Annotated in this window: 13 protein-coding genes; 4 read left to right on the forward strand and 9 right to left on the reverse strand. The window is 49.5% G+C overall.

Translation table 11 applies throughout. From position 1 onward, the window contains the following. Nucleotide 1: 1 nt before the first annotated feature. The 5 genes from C1752_RS04180 to C1752_RS04200 all read right to left on the reverse strand — a co-directional run bounded on the left by C1752_RS04180 (nt 2) and on the right by C1752_RS04200 (nt 8,208). Nucleotides 2–1,294, reverse strand: a complete 1,293-nt coding sequence (locus C1752_RS04180) for a chemotaxis protein CheW (protein WP_110984791.1) — start codon at nt 1,292–1,294, stop codon at nt 2–4. A gap of 8 nt (nt 1,295–1,302) precedes the next feature. Beyond that, complete coding sequence (locus C1752_RS04185; RefSeq protein ID WP_146242269.1) at nt 1,303–4,404, reverse strand: GAF domain-containing protein; 3,102 nt, start codon at nt 4,402–4,404, stop codon at nt 1,303–1,305. A gap of 106 nt (nt 4,405–4,510) precedes the next feature. Further along, nucleotides 4,511–6,019, reverse strand: a complete 1,509-nt coding sequence (locus tag C1752_RS04190; RefSeq protein WP_233501326.1) for a serine/threonine-protein kinase — start codon at nt 6,017–6,019, stop codon at nt 4,511–4,513. A gap of 150 nt (nt 6,020–6,169) precedes the next feature. Further along, a complete protein-coding gene (locus tag C1752_RS04195) occupies nt 6,170–6,955 on the reverse strand; it encodes a YdcF family protein (protein ID WP_110984794.1) in 786 nt (261 codons plus the stop codon). Nucleotides 6,956–7,035: 80 nt separating this feature from the next. Next, a complete protein-coding gene (locus tag C1752_RS04200; protein ID WP_110984795.1) occupies nt 7,036–8,208 on the reverse strand; it encodes a hypothetical protein in 1,173 nt (390 codons plus the stop codon). 809 nt (nt 8,209–9,017) lie between these two features. Between C1752_RS04200 and psaA the strand changes: the two genes are divergently transcribed. After that, entirely contained in the window at nt 9,018–11,192 is a 2,175-nt protein-coding gene (gene psaA, locus C1752_RS04205; protein WP_370664146.1) for a photosystem I core protein PsaA, read from the forward strand. A 25-nt stretch (nt 11,193–11,217) separates the two neighbouring features. Further along, nucleotides 11,218–13,437 carry a photosystem I core protein PsaB gene (gene psaB / locus C1752_RS04210; RefSeq protein ID WP_110984797.1) on the forward strand — a complete coding sequence of 740 codons (2,220 nt, stop codon included), beginning with the start codon at nt 11,218–11,220 and terminating at the stop codon, nt 13,435–13,437. A 197-nt stretch (nt 13,438–13,634) separates the two neighbouring features. On the opposite strand, the gene C1752_RS04215 is transcribed toward psaB, so the two are convergent. Further along, complete coding sequence (locus tag C1752_RS04215) at nt 13,635–13,982, reverse strand: DUF1830 domain-containing protein (protein ID WP_110984798.1); 348 nt, start codon at nt 13,980–13,982, stop codon at nt 13,635–13,637. 357 nt (nt 13,983–14,339) lie between these two features. Here C1752_RS04215 and C1752_RS04220 point away from each other — a divergent pair, with 357 nt between their 5' ends. Then, entirely contained in the window at nt 14,340–15,917 is a 1,578-nt protein-coding gene (locus C1752_RS04220) for a photosystem II high light acclimation radical SAM protein (protein ID WP_110984799.1), read from the forward strand. Here C1752_RS04220 and C1752_RS04225 read toward each other — a convergent pair. Continuing rightward, nucleotides 15,914–16,453: a pentapeptide repeat-containing protein gene (locus C1752_RS04225; protein WP_110984800.1), complete on the reverse strand. Its 540-nt coding sequence runs from the start codon at nt 16,451–16,453 to the stop codon at nt 15,914–15,916. The genes C1752_RS04220 and C1752_RS04225 overlap by 4 nt on opposite strands. A 325-nt stretch (nt 16,454–16,778) precedes the next feature. On the opposite strand from C1752_RS04225, the gene C1752_RS04230 reads away from it, so the two are divergent. Beyond that, a complete protein-coding gene (locus C1752_RS04230; protein WP_146242270.1) occupies nt 16,779–17,705 on the forward strand; it encodes a hypothetical protein in 927 nt (308 codons plus the stop codon). A 135-nt stretch (nt 17,706–17,840) separates the two neighbouring features. Here the strand turns inward: C1752_RS04230 and C1752_RS04235 are convergent, their stop codons facing one another. After that, on the reverse strand, nt 17,841–18,794 hold the full coding sequence (locus C1752_RS04235) for an asparaginase (RefSeq protein ID WP_110984802.1): 954 nt from the start codon (nt 18,792–18,794) through the stop codon (nt 17,841–17,843). Between the two features lie 100 nt (nt 18,795–18,894). Then, the gene (locus C1752_RS04240) at nt 18,895–19,392 is read right to left on the reverse strand and encodes a CGLD27 family protein (protein WP_110984803.1); all 498 of its coding nucleotides are present in this window, start codon (nt 19,390–19,392) and stop codon (nt 18,895–18,897) included. Nucleotides 19,393–19,550 lie beyond the last annotated feature (158 nt).

Consider the following 19,550-nt stretch of genomic DNA (forward strand, 5'->3'; position numbering starts at 1 on the left):
TTCATACAGCATCACTGTTTTGATCAATCAGCAATGCTGTATCCACAACTGTATAGAGCTGACTGTCTTCTAAAAACGTCGAGCCACGGTTATACTCTGGCTCAGCGCTGCCTGTCCTACTTTGTAGCTCGAGGGTTGAAGCGGTAATTAGACGCTCAATCTCGATCTTCAAAGCAAAAATTTGATTAGGGTGCTGAACGAGCAGCAATGTTGACGACTGCCTATGGCTACCGGGCGACGGTGTCAATAGAAGGCTAGAGTTTTGCCCCCTGAAAAACTGTGTCAACGGATAAACCGGCAGTGTGCGTCCCTGCCACTTCAATTTTGCAGGGACGATGGTTTCATCAATCTGATCGTGATTAGGGATCAAAATTTCAAGTACTTGACTAGAGGGCAGCAAGAAAACAGTGCCGCCTGTTTGCCAAACGAAGGCATCAGATATATCCAGGCTGATGACTTTGGCAACGTCTTCGTCCGAGGCTTCATCTGATTCTATGGAGGAGCTCTCCGCCCATTGGCTGTTTCCTGCAGCCTGTGGTTGGGTCTCCCGATATCCAGCTAGGGCAATTCGGCCAATTATTGCGGCTGTCCGTGGACTGGCCCGCAGGCTGGCCACGGCTGTTTGAGAAATTGCCACTAGCTCCGAAAGATTCGACATCTCTCCCAGATCGCGTAGGCTCTCAAAGAGCTGCAAGAGTTCTGTTGCGAGTGTCTCTGAGGGGGGCGACGCGAGCTGCGATTCGAGCTGCATCAACCTTTCTTCTACCTCGGCGGTGATGGCAAGAGCTGTGAGTTTGTCTTCTGATGGGGGAACAGACACGCTTGAAGAGCTCTTCAGGACTGGAGCCTGATGCTGCTTCTTCTGGAGCTGCTCTTCTAACTGAACGAGAATAACCTGAGCTGCAGTGCAGTCAATCTCCTTTGCTCCGGAGGTTTGCTGTACATGAGCCAACAGGGAGAGTTTGAGTGTTTGACTAACCTGGCAGAGCCTTTCTAGCTCGGTCGTCCGCGGATGCGGCTGCGATAGAGAACAGAGCCGTTCTACACGATGCATTGAATATTGAAGCGTTGTGAGGCCCAGTTGAGCGGCCCCGCTTTCGATAATCTGTACGGCCTGAACAATGGATTGTCGCTGATCAGCAGAGCTGGGATTTTGTGCTGCTTGACGGAGATCGGCTTCGATTTCCTGAAATAACTCCACTGCTTCTTGGACAAAGAGTTGATAGGCTGAATCTCGGTCTTCTAGGGGAAGGGAGGTAAAGGATGAAGATGGGGAGCTGCCGTTATCATGCATGAGTTCGTCTAACCTTCTATGGCCTCTACAGAACTCGTTAAACGGTTAAAAGACTCTACCACCGTCGCGGATGTCTCGGCGGTGTGATTGGTAAGATTGGCAACTTCCACGGCTGAATGATTTGCGGCTTCTGATTGATGGGCTTGATGGGTCGCGGCTTGGGTCATCTGTCCCAACAGGGAGAGGAGTTGATAGCTAGAGGCTGCGACTTGTCCGAGTTGCTGCTGGATCTCAACGACAGCCTGGGTACTGGTCAACGTTTGCTGCTGACCGTTAATGAATAGATTAGAAGTGTTTTGAACATTTGCACGGATAGTTTGTACTAGGGGCTTGACTTCAGTGAGGCCGCTGTCTAACTCACGGGCAAGGGCATGGATTTTCTCGCCGATATCGGCAAATTCCTGGCCTGCGCTTCCCTTGCGGGCCGACTCTAGGGTCACGTTCATGGCCTGGAGCTTGACTTCTGCAGCTAGGGCATTCACTTGAGTGATCAGGGCATCAAGCTGCTGCGCAGGTTGTCCCAGGACTTGAATTTGCTCCGCCGCGCTGGTGAAGATGGTCTCTAGGGCTGTGATGCTGTCTCGCATTTGCTCTACCACTGCCTGGTTGGTCTGGATGCCTTGATTGACTCGCTGGCTATGCTGTTCTCCCTGCTCGAAGGCTCGAACCATCCCCTGTGTGGAGTCTGCTAACGCTTTGATGTGATTGTAGAGTGTGCTCACCGACACCATCTGCTGACGACTTTGATCCGCTAAATGCTGAATGGCACCTTTGCTCTGTGAAAGAAAGGTGCTGATTTGCCGCTGTAGGTTTTCTCTCTGCTGCTGATTCTGTGTAGAGGTTCCCTGTGCCAGTTGATACGCTTGGTCCATCTGAGCCAGTAGGCGGGCATGATCGAGGGCATATCCTACCTGCTGGGCGACTTGAGTCATCAATGTGATGTCGGTGGTCTGCCAATGACGAGGGCCAGAGCATTGGTGGGCGATCAGAAGGCCAAAGAGCTGTTGGTCTTTCAGGATCGGAACAACCAAGTTGGCTCGGATTCCAAACTGCTCGAGCTGCTGCCGATAACATTCTCCGATGCCTGCAGATTGCACATCAGCAATGCTGTGGGCGCGACCCGACTGATATTGCTTTACGAAACCTTCGGCAAAGCAGGGATCTTTGATCTCAGCCCATAGTGTCTTTGGAAAGCCGGGTAAGACAGCTTCAGCCACGACGGTGCCATACCAATCAGCATCGAAGCCATATATAATCACGCGGTCTGCTTTGAGGGCTTTACGCATTTCTGTGACGGTGGTGCTGAGGATATCTTCTTCAATTAGAGAAGCACGAATACTTTGGGTCAGACTTTTGATCAGACGCGCTTTTTGATCTTCGGCATCTAAGCGAGCTGCAAAACGAGCGTGTTCGAGGGCATATCCTACTTGGAGGGCGATCTGGCCAATGAAGTTTTGCTCGGTCTGTTGCCACTGGCGCGGTCCTGAGCATTGATGGGCGATTAGAAGGCCAAATAATTGATTGTCCTTGAGGATGGGCGCAACTAAGTTGGCCTTGACTTCAAAGGCTTCTAACTGTTGAAGATAGCAGTCCCCAAGATCTGCGGATTGAATATTGTCAATAGCGTGAATGCGACCTGCTTGGTATTTCTCAACAAATCCTTCAGCGAAGCAGGGATCGTGAATCTCAGCCCACAGAGCCTTAGAAAAACCGGGTAGTACAGACTCGGCTACGACTGTTCCGTACCAGTCAGTGTCGAAGGTATAGACGACGACCCGGTCTGCCTTCAGTGCTTTGCGGACTTCTGTTGTTGTGGTGCTCAAGACATCCTCTTCGTCTAGAGAGGATCGAATGCTGCGCGAGACGGTTAGAAGTTGATGGGTCTGTTCGGCTTGTTCGTTGAGTCTCTGGATCAGGTGGGCGCTGTGGAGCGCTGCGCTAATTTGGGCTGCTACCTGGGTGACAACTTCGATCTCTGCTGTTTGCCAAGGGCGCGGCCCTGAGCATTGATGGGCGATCAGTAGCCCAAACAATTGACCCTCTTTGATGATGGGGGCAATTAGGTTTGCTTTGACCCCAAACTGCTCTAGTAAACCAATGTGGCAGTCAGAGAGGTTGGCAGCGTAGATGTTGTCAATGGCTTTGACGCGACCTTCTTGATATAGGGCACTATAGCCACTATCGAAGCAGGGATCGTGAATGGTTGACCATAGTAGTTTGGCCCATCCCGGTCCGACATCTTCGGCGACAAAGGTTCCTTCGCCACTGGCGTTGAAGCGAAATACGCTGACCCTGTCTGTTCTTAGCAGCTTTCGGGTTGAGATGACGGCAGTGCTTAAAAGATTTTCTTCTGTTTGACTGTTCTGGAGATGGTCGGTGATCTCCATGAGGACCTGAAATTTTTGGGTCTCTTCTTGCTGTGTTGCCAGTAGGCTTGGGAGCTGTTGGCCGATCAGGCTGACATTAGCTTCTAAGGCTTTCAGTTCGTCTTTCTGCCTGTTCTGAAGCTGGGTCTCAGCGTCTGATCTCTGGAGCCGATTCACGAGTGTTGTCGAGGTTTGCGAGGCCTGTAGGGCGGGTTGGATTGTGCGTCGAGCCAATAGGGTTGCGATCGCACCTGCCATCACGGCCATTAATCCGGTTCCCATTGCTAGGGGCGGCAGTATTTCATCAAGACGGGCCTCTATCTGTGGTCCACTGGGCTGCCCCTCTGCTTGCTGTCGTAAAGACTGATACGTCGTATAGGAACCCAAGCCGACCAGAAGCGTGGGCAGCACACTAACGCCCAGTGCCCAAAGGGTTACTTTTGCCTTCATGCTCGGGCCAGTAGAAGGCGGCACCGATGGTCGTGTTCGCTGTGCCTCTTTTTGGGGTGGGGTGGGGAGCGACACTTCGGTCGGCGTCGACTGAGAATTTTGTGAAGAAGGAAGCTGACGCATTGCTAAAGCCCTAAGTTGACGAAACTGCAGCTGATGAAAGGGAAGCTCAACGATAGGCTGTAACTGCCTCGTCTTTAGGACAGCAATAGGAGCCGATGCCACTACCTTAGCCGGTTGATCTTGAACAGATTGCTCGTCTGTATTGGCTTGTGAATTGAGTCTCTGAGCCATAGTGATTGATGCACTCAAAGGTCGAAAATGGTAGAAGATGCCCCCCTTTTCCAAGAGTCCCACCTCAAGGTTACCAAGATCATCCGTCCTCAGGAGAAAATTCCGTCTAGAGCCAAGTCTCTGCCTGATGTCCTGGATGGCCTAAGCGTTCTATTAAAGTGACGAAGCCCACTCGCCACCATCCACAGGCACCGCGGGCAAAGCCTGTGCGGTTGAGGGGATCGGCAAAGCAAGCCGGGAAGCTGCCCCGTGGCGCTTGGGTGCTGAAGCCTAAGTGACTGTAATTAATCCACTGGCGATCAACACACCAACCCACCTGCTGTCCGAAGGCCGTCCATAGAGGATAGTCAAAGGCCGTTTTCCCTCCCAGCCCTTGGTAAATCTGTTTTTGTACTGTAAAACCAAACTGACCGTGACTAAAGGTCTGCCAAAGCTGATCTAATGTTTCTAGATCTGGCTGGGGAATTTTACGAAGCGATCCGAGGCTAAGACTTCCTTCCGCCTGCCGATCCGCTGCCTGCAGCAGTAAATGCCAAGTTTCTTGGTCTGCTTCTCGGTAATTCTCGGCCGCCAGTAGGTTGCGTAACGGACGATAATCAAGACCAGCAGCACTCCTTAATAGAACTCGGTCACGCTGAGTTGTGACAGGGCCGCTTGGCGTACTCTTGGGTGCTGGAGTCTCTGGGGCTAAATCTTCAAGAACATGTGCTGCTGACGAATAGCGTTCCTCTACGTTTTGCTGCAGGAGCTTTGATAAAATCTGCTGAAACTCGGGGCTAATGTGGGTGGGAAGCGGACACCATTGCTGGCGCTGTGGGTCAAATAGGGGGTCAGAACCATCATCTTGTGGCAAACTTGCCATCAACAATCGTAGACCAATGACGCCTAAACTATAGAGGTCGCTTGCGGGACAAACCCGCCCTTGGAGCTGCTCAGGGGCCGCATAGCCCGGGGTGCCGGTAATCGAGCGAAAGTCTGCGCTAGCGGCCATCGAACCGCCAAAGTCGATCAGGACTAGGCTGCTGTCGGGTTGCCGAATAATATTGCTGAGCTTAATGTCGCGGTGAATCACCTGCCGCTCATGTACAAATTGAAGCAGGGGCAGAAGTTGACCGAAAACAGAGCGAACCTGCTGTTCGCTGAAGGCACCCTGAGTGGCCAGGACCTCAAACAGACTGAGTCCATCAATAAACTCTTGGACGAGATAGAATCGCTGTTCTTGCTCAAAAAAAGCTAGGAGTGCGGGGATCTGGGGATGATTCCCCAGATCCCTGAGAATATGTGCCTCCTGCTTGAACAGATTCATGGAGGTTTGCAAGATTTCGTGATTTTGCTGGCGTGGCAAGAACTGCTTGATCACGCAGGGAGTGCGCAGCCGGTGTTCGTCAACGGCTGCGAAAGCACAGGCAAAACCACCGGAGCCGATGGTCCGAACGGCTCGATAACGATCGCTGAGCAGCAGCTTAGATTGGCAGCGCTGACAACGTTCAACGGTGTTGGGGTTGGAATGTAGGCAGTCGGGATTCAGGCATTGTGTCATCTTCCAAGACACCACCCGCTCCTTAGGTTGAGGTGAGGATGGAGCCGATGAAGAACGGATCTGTTGTTGAGACATTGTTGTTGCAGATCAGAAGGCAGACATGAGCCTGTATAAATACTGAGTGTACCGATAGGCTTGAGCAAAGATATCCGTAAAACTACCGAAATACCTGTTCTCTCAATCATAGAAGTCGAAATTGTCTTCATGGTCAACTCTGGTCAGATTTTAGAGCCATCCTCGTAGGTGATAGATCCACCCACCCAGGTATTCTTTGCAGGCGCGCGTCGTCATCTCAAGGGCTTCTACGCTGGGGACCATTTCTAGCAGGCTGGTCATGATGCTTGGGCGCTGGCCGAGATCTGCGACTAAAAAGTCAGTGGGAGTTGCGATCGCATCTATCTCTAAATGCCGAAAGATAGCAATAGACCTCGGCATGTGGATCGCTGATGTGACCAAAAGAACGTGCCCTTGAAGCTGATTGGCCTCCAGAATTTTTTTGACATTGACTGCATTCTCTCGAGTATTGAGTGCTAAAGGATCTTGCAAGATGGCAGAACGGGGCACCCCCATTGTCTCAATCAATTCCGCCATATCCATTGATTCTGCTTCCCCTGGCCGCTGCCACTCGATCCGACCGCCGGTCAGAATGAGCCGAGGAGCCCGCCCTTCTCGGTAGAGTTTGGCACCATACAGCAGTCGATCCCCTGATTCTGGGATCTCTATCCAGGGACGCGGTGAGAGCCTAGATCGCGTACAGCCGCCCAAGACAACGATCGCCTCCGCTCGGGGAACAGCCGCAGGCGGCAAAAACTGACGCTCCAGCGACCGCACCAGCCCGCGTGCCAAAAACGTATTGGATGCCAATAGCAAAATCGAGAGCGCTAGTGCTACTGCCCCCGCCGCAAATCGAGGCCGACGCCAAAACGTAAACGCTGCGATCCCCAAACACAGGCAGCTCAGCCCCAGGGGGTAAAAGAATAGAGGTAAAAGCTTAGATAGGAATAGAAACATCACCTGCCGTGTCTGGCGCAATTAAAATCGAACCCCACGCGCGTGACCTGAGCCAGCCGCTGCAGAGATCGCAGGTTGACCTACTCGGTAATGGCGTCCAAATCACCAGACGCTTCTGTCTCTAAAGGTGTTGTTGTGACCCGTTCTGGAAGGCTGTCAGGTTTTTCAGGCGGTGTGACCTCAGGAGGCGTGGCTTCCTGTTCATCTATCTCAACAACGCTGGCGGGCAGGTCCGGCTGCTCTGGGGTCAATGCTGGCGTCTTCTCAGAAGGCTCTGCAGCGCCAGACTCTATTGAATCAAGTTCAGGTAATTCATCAACGGTCGGTTCGGGCGCTGCTACCTCCACAATGGGGGCCGGTCGATAGTCTGGATCAACGATGCCCTGGGCCTGGGATGTGGTTAAGTCTCCTCGCACGATCTGAGCCAAGCTGTCTTGGCCGTCAGACTGCAGATCCACTAGGCGGACCGTCTCGTTATAGGTGTTTGCGATCGCAACGCCCTTCTCATCCAAAAGCTCTAGGCGAACCCAGTTTGTCCCTGAGTGCAACCCTTCTAAATACAGCGACTTCCAGCCCGGTATTAAAAAGCTATTATCGTTGACGGTTACCCGTACCTGCCCAGGGAAAACGTCTGATTGGCGGTCAGAGCCTGTCTCACTCTTCGGTAGGCCACTTACGTAAAAATCCAGCAGTACAGGTTCTGCACCCAAAAAATCTTGAGGTTGGTTATAGGTTAGTAGGGGGTGGGTAGACGTTGGTTGGTTGTCACGCGTTTTAGTGAAAACGTGAAACGTCACCTCAGCATAGGCTCCCTGATTTTTAAAGCTCTCAAACCAGGGATAAACTGCCAACACTCGCAACGTATGTGTCCCAGGCTTCAACTTCCCCAAAGTCACCGGCTCCAGCAAATCGTAGATAGCCTGACCCGGCTGGTCATCTACAAAAAGACGTAGATGAGGTCCAAGACCCAGTTCCGCATTCTTAAAGATGGGCAAACCCTCCACCTGCAGATCTACGCTAACAGTCCTATCTTCAACCACCTGATCAGCCCTTGGACTTAAAATTTCGACCTGTGGTTGGCGCGATGACAACAGCGAACGCAACTCTTGAATCACCTCCGGCGGTGAAACCTCAAAAATTTCAACATTGCGACTTGCTTGAAGCTTCGAGAAAATGCCTACTCCTGCATCTTCTGCAGCCATTGCCTCAATCGATACACCCGTGACGAACGCAAAAATGATTGCAACAAGCATCAGTTGCCTGATCCAAGCCCACCGCGTTTCTCTACCGCCGCTACGATACACGCCCTGCACACTCCCGGTATTTAGAATCCAAAGTATTGCTCTAGAGGCACTATACCGGAAAAAACTCTTCCTCTAGCCAGGAATCCATCGCCACCAATCTTTTCCATTGCAGCTAAGTCTCAACCCATAAATTCAAGCAGAATGGGGGCAAGATCGGCAGACGACCGCCTCTGAGCAAAACTGGAATTTCACGCCGCCCAGTACTAAGAGATGCCGCCCACCCCCCTCGTAAAGCACTCCCGTCCTTATGCGAGGTCCATTTGTGGAGTAACTACACTTGCACAAGACACCAACACCAAAGCAAAGTTAACAATCAATGCCTTTGTTCTCTTTATGTAAAGATTGCTGGATTTTTTGTTAACCTTTGTTATTCACGAGTGAATCAGGGTTTGACCGTCGAAGCACCTTAATTAATGTTAATTCCCTCGAAAAAATCTACTGGACTCCTATAATTTCTTAGAGAGAACCCTTCCCGTACAGTTCTCTTGGCTGTCATCAGCGCTCTGTCTCGCAGATTGACTCGTTTCATTCTTTGCGGAATGTAAAGCCATGATGACGTTATATATGGATAAGTTCATGCACTTAAACTTTTTACGTCTGTCATCGGTCGTCTGTTTTACAGCAGCTGAATTCAGCTCTGAGATTGTCCGGGACGGTACGTCTTCGTTCCTTGCTTGTCTAAAGAGAGGAGAGTCTCAATGACAACTAGCCCAGGGGGGCGAGAGACTAGAGCGGCAGTGCCAGCTGATCTTGACGTCATGTCAAAAGCTGGTCATTTTCATCAGACTCTAGAGAAGGGGCCCAAAACCACCACGTGGATTTGGAACCTCCATGCTCTTGCTCACGACTTTGATACACATAAAAATTCCAATCTAGAAGATATATCACGCAAAGTTTTTAGTGCCCATTTTGGCCACTTGGCGATTATCTTTGTTTGGTTGAGCGGCTCCTTCTATCACGGGGCACGCTTTTCTAACTACGAGGCTTGGTTGGCCAATCCCACTGGCATTAAGCCTGGTGCCCAAGTCGTCTGGCCCATCGTGGGTCAAGATATCTTAAACGCGGATTTGGGTGGTGGTTACCACGGAATCCAGATCACCTCTGGATTCTTTCAAATCTGGCGTGCGTGGGGCGTTTCATCGTCCTACGAGCTAACCTGCCTGGCCATTGGGGCCCTTGTAATGGCTGGCTTAGTCTTTCACGGTGGCTTTTTCCACTACCACAAGGCAGCTCCCTCTCTGGAATGGTTCCAGAATGTAGAGGCCATGATGAACCACCACCTAGCCGTTTTGCTCGGCTGTGGTTCTTTAGGATGGGCTGGCCACCTGATTCACGTTTCGTTGCCTGTCAACACCATGTTGGATTCGGGTGTAACGGATATTCCGTTGGCTCGCTCCTACGTCATGGATAAGGCGTTTATGGCCGATATGTACCCTAGCTTTGCCCAGGGTATTGGTCCATTCTTCAGCCTTAACTGGGGTGTTTACTCCGACTTCCTCACCTTCAAAGGTGGTCTTAACCCGACCACAGGAAGTCTTTGGCTAACTGACGTGATTCACCATCACCTTGCCTTAGGTGTGCTCTTGATTGTTGCGGGTCACATGTACCGCACCAACTGGGGTATTGGTCACAGCATGAAGGAAATCCTAGAAGGCCATAAGGGCCCCTTCACAGGTGACGGCCACAAAGGGCTTTACGAAATCATGACGACGTCCTGGCACGCACAGCTTGCTGTGAACCTTGCATTGCTTGGTTCCCTCAGCATTGTGGTGGCCCAGCATATGTACGCCATGCCGCCCTACCCTTACCTGGCAACAGATTACGCCACTCAGCTATCTATCTACACCCATCACATGTGGATTGGTGGATTGATTATCTGTGGTGCAGCTGCTCACGCCGGCATTTTCATGGTTCGTGACTACGATCCTGCCGTAAGTCAGAATAATCTGCTTGACCGAGTTCTAAGGCACCGAGATGCTATTATTTCGCATCTCAACTGGGTTTGTATTTGGCTGGGCTTTCACAGCTTCGGTCTCTACATTCATAACGACACCATGAGAGCCTTGGGTCGCCCTCAAGATATGTTCTCTGATACGGCGATTCAGATTCAACCTATTTTCGCCCAGTGGGTTCAGTCCATCAACGCTTCTGCCGCGGGTTCCGTTCGGGCACCATTGGCTGAAGCTGCCACCAGCGTTGTCTGGGGTGGCGACACTGTTGCCGTGGGTGGAAAAGTTGCCATGAGTGCTATTCCTTTAGGAACAGCGGACTTCATGGTTCACCACATTCACGCCTTTACAATTCACGTGACTGTGCTGATTCTGCTCAAGGGTGTTCTCTATGCCCGCAGCTCTCGTCTGATTCCAGATAAGGGTAGCCTTGGCTTTAGATTCCCTTGTGATGGCCCCGGTCGCGGTGGCACATGTCAGGTCTCTGCTTGGGACCATGTATTCCTTGGTCTGTTCTGGATGTACAACTCCATCTCAGTCACGATTTTCCACTTCAGCTGGAAGATGCAGTCTGACGTCTGGGGTACTGTCTCAGATAATGGTGCTGTTTCCCACATTACGGGCGGAAATTTCGCTCAGAGTGCGATCTGCATCAATGGTTGGCTAAGAGATTTCCTTTGGTCACAAACGCCTCAGGTCATCAATTCCTACGGGACAGCTTTGTCAGCCTATGGTCTGATGTTCCTGGCTGCTCACTTCCTGTGGGCATTCAGTCTGATGTTCTTGTTCAGTGGCCGTGGTTATTGGCAAGAGCTGATTGAATCAATCGTTTGGGCTCACAATAAGCTTAAAGTTGCTCCCGCTATTCAGCCTCGTGCTTTGAGCATTATTCAGGGTCGAGCAGTAGGGGTTACCCACTATCTCGTCGGTGGAATTGCCACAACTTGGGCATTCTTCCTGGCTCGAATGATTGCAGTAGGATAGGAGCGAGGAGGACTCTAAAACAGTTATGGCAACTAAATTTCCTAAATTTAGCCAAGATCTCGCTCAAGATCCGACTACTCGTCGGATTTGGTACGGGATTGCCACAGCCCACGACTTTGAAACTCATGATGGGATGACAGAGGAGAACCTTTATCAAAAGGTTTTCGCAACTCATTTTGGTCATCTCGCCATTATTTTCCTGTGGGCCTCAGGCACAATCTTTCATGTAGCTTGGCAAGGCAACTTTGAACAGTGGATCCAAGATCCGCTGAACGTACGTCCCATCGCCCACGCGATTTGGGATCCTCATTTTGGTCAACCCGCTGTTGATGCGTTTACGCAGGCGGGTGCCTCTGGTCCTGTAGATGTCGCCTATTCGGGCGTTTACCACTGGTGGTACACCATTGGTATGCGAACCAATGCTGACCTTTACATGGGCTGCATCTTTCTGATGGTGCTTTCCTGCTTCTATCTGTTCGCAGGTTGGCTTCATCTACAGCCCAAGTACCGTCCCAGCTTGTCTTGGTTCAGAAATGCTGAATCACAGATGAACCATCACTTAGCCGGTCTATTTGGTGTGAGTTCTCTCGCTTGGACTGGTCACTTGATTCACGTTGCGATTCCCGAATCTCGCGGGCAGCATGTGGGTTGGGATAACTTCCTATCCACCTTGCCTCACCCTGCAGGTTTGTCGCCTTTCTTTACGGGTCGCTGGGGAGTCTATGCCCAGAACCCAGATACCGCTGGCCATTTATTTGGTACCAGTGAAGGTGCGGGAACTGCGATCTTGACGTTTGTGGGTGGTTTTCATCCTCAAACTGAGTCTCTGTGGTTAACAGACATTGCCCATCACCATTTGGCGATTGCGGCTCTGTTCATCATTGCGGGTCATATGTATAAGACCCAATTTGGTATTGGCCACAGCATGAAGGACATCCTTGAGACTCACAATCCTCCCAAAGGATGGCTCGGCAATGCCCATAAAGGTATCTACGATACCTACAATGAGTCTCTCCACTTTCAGTTGGCTTGGCACCTTGCTTGTCTCGGTGTGATCACCTCTGTTGTGGCTCAGCATATGTACGCTCTGCCGTCCTACGCTTTCATCGCGCAGGACTATACGACACAGGCTGCGTTATTTACGCACCATGAGTATATTGCGGGTTTCTTGATGGTGGGTGCATTTGCCCACGGCGCGATTTTCTTCGTCCGTGATTATGATCCAGAAGCGAACAAGAATAACGTCTTGGCTCGTGCGCTTGATCATAAAGAGGCAATCATCTCTCACCTGAGCTGGGTTTCCCTGCTGCTCGGTTTCCATACCTTAGGCATCTACTGCCATAACGACGTTGTCGTTGCCTTTGGGACACCTGAGAAGCAGATTTTAGTGGAGCCTGTATTTGCGCAGTGGGTACAAGCTGCTCACGGTAAATTGCTTTACGGGTTTGATACGCTGCTCTCTAATACAGGTAGCGTTGCTTATACAGCATGGCCCAATAATGGTGACGTTTGGTTGCCAGGTTGGCTAGAGGCTGTCAACGGTGGTGGCAATGCTTTGTCTCCATTCCTAACGATCGGTCCTGGTGACTTCTTGGTTCACCACGCAATTGCTCTGGGTCTCCACACCACTACTTTGATCTTGGTCAAAGGTGCATTGGATGCCAGAGGTTCTAAGCTAATGCCGGACAAAAAAGACTTCGGCTACGCTTTCCCTTGTGATGGTCCTGGTCGTGGTGGCACTTGCGATATCTCGGGTTGGGATTCCTTCTATCTGTCAATGTTCTGGATGCTCAATACACTTGGGTGGATAACGTTCTATTGGCATTGGAAGCACCTTGCTGTTTGGCAAGGTAATGTGGCTCGTTTTAACGAAAGTTCCACCTACCTGATGGGCTGGTTCCGAGATTACCTGTGGGCAAACTCTTCGCAGTTAATCAATGGTTATAACCCCTTCGGCATGAATAGTCTTGCGGTTTGGGCTTGGATGTTCCTGTTCGGCCACCTTGTGTGGGCTACAGGCTTCATGTTCCTGATCTCTTGGCGTGGTTATTGGCAAGAGCTGATTGAAACCCTCGTTTGGGCACATCAGCGTACGCCACTAGCCAACCTAATTCAGTGGAAGGATAAGCCAGTTGCACTATCTATCGTTCAAGCTCGTCTTGTTGGCTTAGTGCACTTTTCCGTTGGTTATGTTCTGACCTATGCGGCCTTCATCATTGCATCAACCTCTAGCCAATTTGGCTAGCTTTGATTGATATCATTGCTTGAAGTTTCTTCTTCGTCAGCCAGTTCTGAAAGTCCCCTCCCTGTTTTTAGGGAGGGGACTTTTGATATCCTTGCTACTGGCTTTTTCTTGAGGAGTCGACACATATAAAAATCGGCCTCTGCTTTGCAAAGACCGATATTTCAAGAAAACAATCTTGTCGAGACTGCTCTCAATTACTATGAGGCTTGATGAATAGCAACGCCTGGTGATGCTGCCTCACCTTCTTGATAATTCTGTGATTGGATAAACTGACTGGAAGCAGAGACACTTTGTTCGACTCTAAGCCGATAGCAAGGAATGGTATCCGATAGAATTGCGCTTGCCATCATACCTGTGTGGATCTCTAACTGCGCCTCAGGTGTTGACTCAAATACTAAGTGTTGCCCCGGAAAAATAACACGCTCAAAATACCAGTTGGGGATGTTAGTGATTCGGGCTACTTGAATTTTGCTGGTAACGTTGCGATAGCAGCAAACGATGCTATCACTGCTATCAGAAGGGAGGGGATCAATAATTTGAGCCATAATAAATAGTGAATCTTATGAGTGATGTTGATATACATATATCTAATTTTGAAAGTAGCACTCTGAGATTGGAAGGGCTGTAAAACGGACTACCGTTCATTGATTTTGGCACTACCCGTGATTATATGATGGCGCTTCTACTGAGAAATCTCAAGGCTACATCTCAGAATAAATACGAGGTAGCAGCTCTTGCAGAGCATTAATCGGCCAATTTTTTGCCAGTCTTTGGGCCGTTGGCTTAGATTATGCAGCTCCTCCTCTGTCTATCAGTTTGCCTTATCATTAAGCATAGAGGTGCGGAATAATCGTTTATATGTTCCTATACTCTAGCCCTTCAACTTCTTATAGGCTTATTCGATGCTAGCTCGAATTCTGTATGTTCGTCTTCCCTGCAATCCAATCTTCCCAATTGGTGTTGTGTACTTAGCGGATCATATTCAGAAACGTTTCCCTGAAACTGAACAACGAATTTTTGATTTAGGTACAGTGCCCCCGCTAGATTTCAAAGCTGCACTAGAGCGCTGTATTGATGAATTTCGTCCCAGTCTATTGGTTTTCTCTTGGCGGGATATTCAAATTTATGCGCCGGTAGGTGGACGCGGCGGTAATCCTCTTCAGAATGCTTTCGAATTTTACTATGCTCGCAATCCTTTAAAGCGCGTAAGAGGTGCTCTAGGAGGCTTGCGGATGGCCGTAACCTACCTCAAAGAGCTGTGGCAGAATTTAGGTCTTATTAAGCGTGGGCTGATGCGGGCGCGAATCCACAATCCTGATGTTGAAGTTGTTGTGGGTGGCGGTGCAGTTAGCGTTTTCTATGAACAGCTTGGTTCAATGCTGCCGCAGGGAGCAATTATTTCAGTGGGTGAGGGGGAAGCTCTAATAGAGAAAATGCTTCAGGGTCATGATTTTCGCGATGAGCGCTGCTATATCGTAGGTGAAGAGCAGCCGCGAGACCGTATGATTCATGAATGGCCGACTCCGATCGAAAAAACGGCCTGTGATTATGACTATATTCAACGTATCTGGCCTGAATTTGAGTACTATTTACAGGAACAAGATTTTTACGTTGGTGTACAGACGAAGCGTGGCTGTCCTCATAACTGTTGTTACTGTATATACACTGTAGTCGAAGGGAAGCAGGTTCGGATTAATCCTGCGAATGAAGTGGTTGCAGAAATGCAGCAGCTTTACAATCGTGGTATTCGTAACTTTTGGTTTACTGATGCTCAATTCATTCCGGCCCGTCGCTTTATTCCCGATGCCGTGGAATTGTTAGAGAAAATTTTGGAAACAGGCATGACGGATATCCATTGGGCCGCTTATATCCGTGCTGATAATTTGACGCCAGAGTTGTGTGACCTAATGGTTAAGACTGGCATGAATTATTTTGAGATTGGGATCACGAGTGGTTCGCAAGAGCTAGTTCGCAAAATGCGAATGGGGTATAACCTCCGCACGGTTCTAAATAACTGTCGTGACTTGAAAGCTGCAGGGTTCAATGATTTAGTCTCAGTGAACTATTCTTTCAATGTGATTGATGAACGCCCTGAAACGATTCGGCAGACGATTGCTTATCATAGAGAGCTAGAGAGAATTTTTGGTGCTGACAAGGTCGAGCCAGCTATCTTCTTCATTGGCTTACAGCCCCACACTCATCTTGAAAAGTATGCGTTTGAGCAGGGAATGCTCAAGCCTGGTTATGATCCATTGAGTATTCATCTTCCGTGGGTTGCAAAGAAGTTGCTATGGAATCCTGAGCCGTTGGGATCTATGTTTGCGGAAGTCTGCTTGCACGCCTGGAATCGTAATCCCAATGATTTTGGTCGTGAAGTGATGGCAATTTTAGAAGAACGATTTGGCTGCGCGCCCTTAGAGTCATCATTGACAGCTCCTCTGCGTCCCAAGCTCCGCGAACCTGCCAGCGTTGTTCGCTAAGATTCTAGATCGTGCGGAAACCCGTTGGACATGATTGTGCTTGGAGAAATGGATGCGTTTGTCAAGTCGGCTCCGCGGGCACGGAACAGATCAGTATCTATAAGTTGGGCTTGCGTAAAGTTAGTATCGATGAGGTTTGCATTTCTAAGGTTTACTGCTTGAAGAACTGCTTGAGTTAGATTTGCTTGCCGAAGATCAGCGCTACGGAGGTCAATCTGTATTAACCTGGCCTTGAAGAGGTTGGCATTGTAAAAACTTGCACGGAATAAATTTATTCCGTGCAGCACCGTGTCTTGAAAGTTTGCACTATTTAGGTTGGCTTGCTCAAGCTGTATATTCTTTAAAACTGCACCTTGAAAAATTGTATTGCTGAGATTGGAATAGGCTAAATAAGCTTGGCTGAGGTTACTGCCGCTGAAATCAATATCTTTGAGGTTTTTCCCGAATAACTGAATGTTACTGAGATCAAGATTCTGGAAGTTGCGCTTACCCTGAGCGTAGTCTGCCAGCAGTTGTTCTTCGTCAATCTGGTGCATAAATTAATTTACTGTGGATGTGGGAGTAGTCCTACAGATGACTTGCAAATTGAGCATTTGTACTCATTTTCTTTTCGTTAACATAAATTAACATCTCAGGGCTGTGAGATTATTCTGGTTAAGGTTTTTTTTAGGATGTTAGGCTTGATCTCATGGTGGAAGAGTGCCGCTTCACTCTCGAATATCACTCTCTCGCCATGGGTTATTTTGTTGAAGTGAGCAGGGATGGCTGATGCGGGTGACTCTGGCTGCCGGGTTTCAATCCCTTCTATGGTTAATCTTAAGCGTGAGTTTTTCTGCGCCTGTACGTGGAGAGTTCCGTCGAATGCCAATTGTTGGCCGCCAGCGATGTAATTTGGTGTTAGCTGCTGCTTCAGATATTCCTCACACCTGTTGGAAGCTGCAGGCTCATCCAGTGAAGTTGTCGGTGTGGCAATCTGCTCTCAACTTTGAGTTTGGGCAACTAACTAAAGCGCAGTGGCGCCAGCTTCAGAAGGCTTATGCTATTGGGCAGCATCGCTCTAGCCCTCATGATCCCCTGCGACACTATACCCTTATGGACTTCATGCCACCATTGATGCAGGCGTTGAATACGCATCAGTTTCATGCAGAGAAAGCTCCTTTGCCCCAGTCTTTAAAGGGTTTGCTGCCTGCTAGTAAAGGAATGCCTCTTGAAGCCAGCATCATCGCCAACTGCTGGGGAACGCTCTATGAGATTTTGAGAACATCTCGGTCTGTTAACCGTATGCCAGTCACTTTCATGACGGGGCCAGAACAGATGGCGGAATGGTTGCAGCAGCAGACAGTGTCAGTGATGGGTCGGCCAGAGTCTGGCGACATTTTGCTGATTCATCATCAACTAGGTGAACGTACCTATCTTGATCATGTAGCACTGGTAATTGATGAACAGATCTTCTTTGAAAAAGCAGGCACTGGGAACGATACGCCCTATCGGCTTATCGATAGAGCCACGCTCGAACAAAGCTGGCGACCTGAGGTTTTTACCTTTGAGTTCCGCCGTCTGAGCCCTAAACCTCTGCTTCCTCCTTACAAGCAGTTTGGGCTTCATGGTCAGAGCACGACATCACGTTTCCCTTTATTGGCTACTGTCTCGCGCCCATTGGCTGAGAACTTCTCAGTAGTGTGGTTTCGTGAGCAGGAAGCTTTAACTCACTACTATTACCAGATTCAGCCAATTCACCTTACTGAGGTTGCAAGAGGACGATTTATGCTTTCACCCGCCAACTGGTAGTCTGACCGCTTTTGTGAATTTGACTTTCACTAAGGTAATGAGTGAAAAAATAGAGGAGAGGTTTCGGTCGATCATCTTCGCTTTCTCTGGCTTGATTTTCCGCGACCTATGTCAAACCGCTAATATTTTCAGTGGCTAAATCATAGACAGTTCGCCTAGAACCTCTAAACGTTTGCAGTTGCTGAGAATGAGATACTGCTCCGCTAATGTATCTGCAACTGTCGGCGTGATCCATCCCAGTTCTTTGAGGACATGAATAGCTGCCGCATACTTGGCGCGCTTCGCACCATCTTTTACTTTGATAGCTAGTCCCATTCCTTCACTAACGCGGCCAATGCATTGAATCCCCTCAGCCCCAGATTTACTGACGATCTCACCGGCGGTCAAATCCATTAAGTCGGTATCGAAATGCTCGGCACCTGAGACCAGTGTGGGATGGTGAGTCATTGCTCGCACAATCCGTTCAAGATCTAGATTATCTCCGGCTGCGAGTTTTGCGTACAGAGCGGCCATTTGGGCCAGCTCCATGCAGTAGGTTGGTACGCCACAGTCGTCGCGAGCAGCAATGAATTCGGCCGCTGGCATCTGCAGCATTTCTGCTAGCTTAGCTAAGATGAGCTGCTGAAGTGGGTGGCGGTTCTGATGATAAGTTTGTAGTGGCCAGTTGCACTGTTGACAGACGGCTAGCATTCCAGCATGTTTGCCAGAACAGGTATGCTGAAGTGGACTGCTGCTGCCCTTTGGAATTGGGCATTTTAGTAAGCTAGGATCAACATCACAGCGCCACAAAACATTGAAGACTTGGCGTACCTGATCTAAATTACCCTGATGGGAACCGCAAACAATGGCAAGGTCGCGATCGCTCAGCTCAAACTGTCCCATTGTGCCTGTCGTTGTTACCGCAAGTGCTTGGAACGGCTTCAGCGCTGACCGCACAAAATAGCTTGTTTCGACATTCCCAGCTGTAGACAGAACCCGTCCCCGCTGATCGCAGACGACAACTTCAGCATGGTGTTTTGACTCAATAATGCCTTCCCGCAACAGGTGGATATCCAATGCTGCTGTTGACTTTCGCTTTCCCATATTCATGGGTAAAACTCTAGCATTTGCTGCGAGTAAATGTGACGCTATTTTGTGAATTAAGCTCTCTGTTCGACTGTCGTTAGCTTGAGAGCCTCACGTCACTGAGCTACGTTAGCGTCAATAAACTCACTTCAGCCCCCAAGGTTAGACATAGGATGACAAAGCTATACCGCAAGCGTAGTAAAAATGGTCGGAGTTCATAAGTGACAATCAACCGTTCCTGTGTCAAAGAGGCTGTTGGCTTCGCCCAAGCTTGGCAGTCATACCAACCCGTTTCTTCATAAACAATAGTGGGGCTGTAGAGTCGGTCGCAAATATATCCCCATCCCAGGTACAGGCGCAATAGGAGCAACATTAGTAATCCTGTTGCGCCTGCTGTTGTTGCCAATAAACATTTTGCGAGCGCAGATGTCCATGTGAAACTTTCAGCTGCAATCGGTAAACAAAAGAGGCAGCCGAGGCTCCAAATGAGAAATGTTCTGATCAAAAAAGTTTGGCGATCTAATGTTGCCCAGCGGAAAAAGCAGGATTCTTGTAAACTCCGATATTCATTCATGGGCTGCTGCTCAACTGGGACTGGGCAACCGGGTGCAGAGACATTCATGACGAAGCTATTTAGGCCGTAAATGATTAAAACGTCAGATCGCGAAGAGATCGTCTATCTCCGTTTATAACACCTTCCTTACGGTACAGAACAAGAAACTCAACTCACTCAGAGCACCTTCCCTCCTGCGGTTGTGGGTTTCAGCCTCTCTGAATGCA

This window comes from Acaryochloris thomasi RCC1774, assembly GCF_003231495.1.
Lineage (GTDB): Bacteria > Cyanobacteriota > Cyanobacteriia > Thermosynechococcales > Thermosynechococcaceae > RCC1774.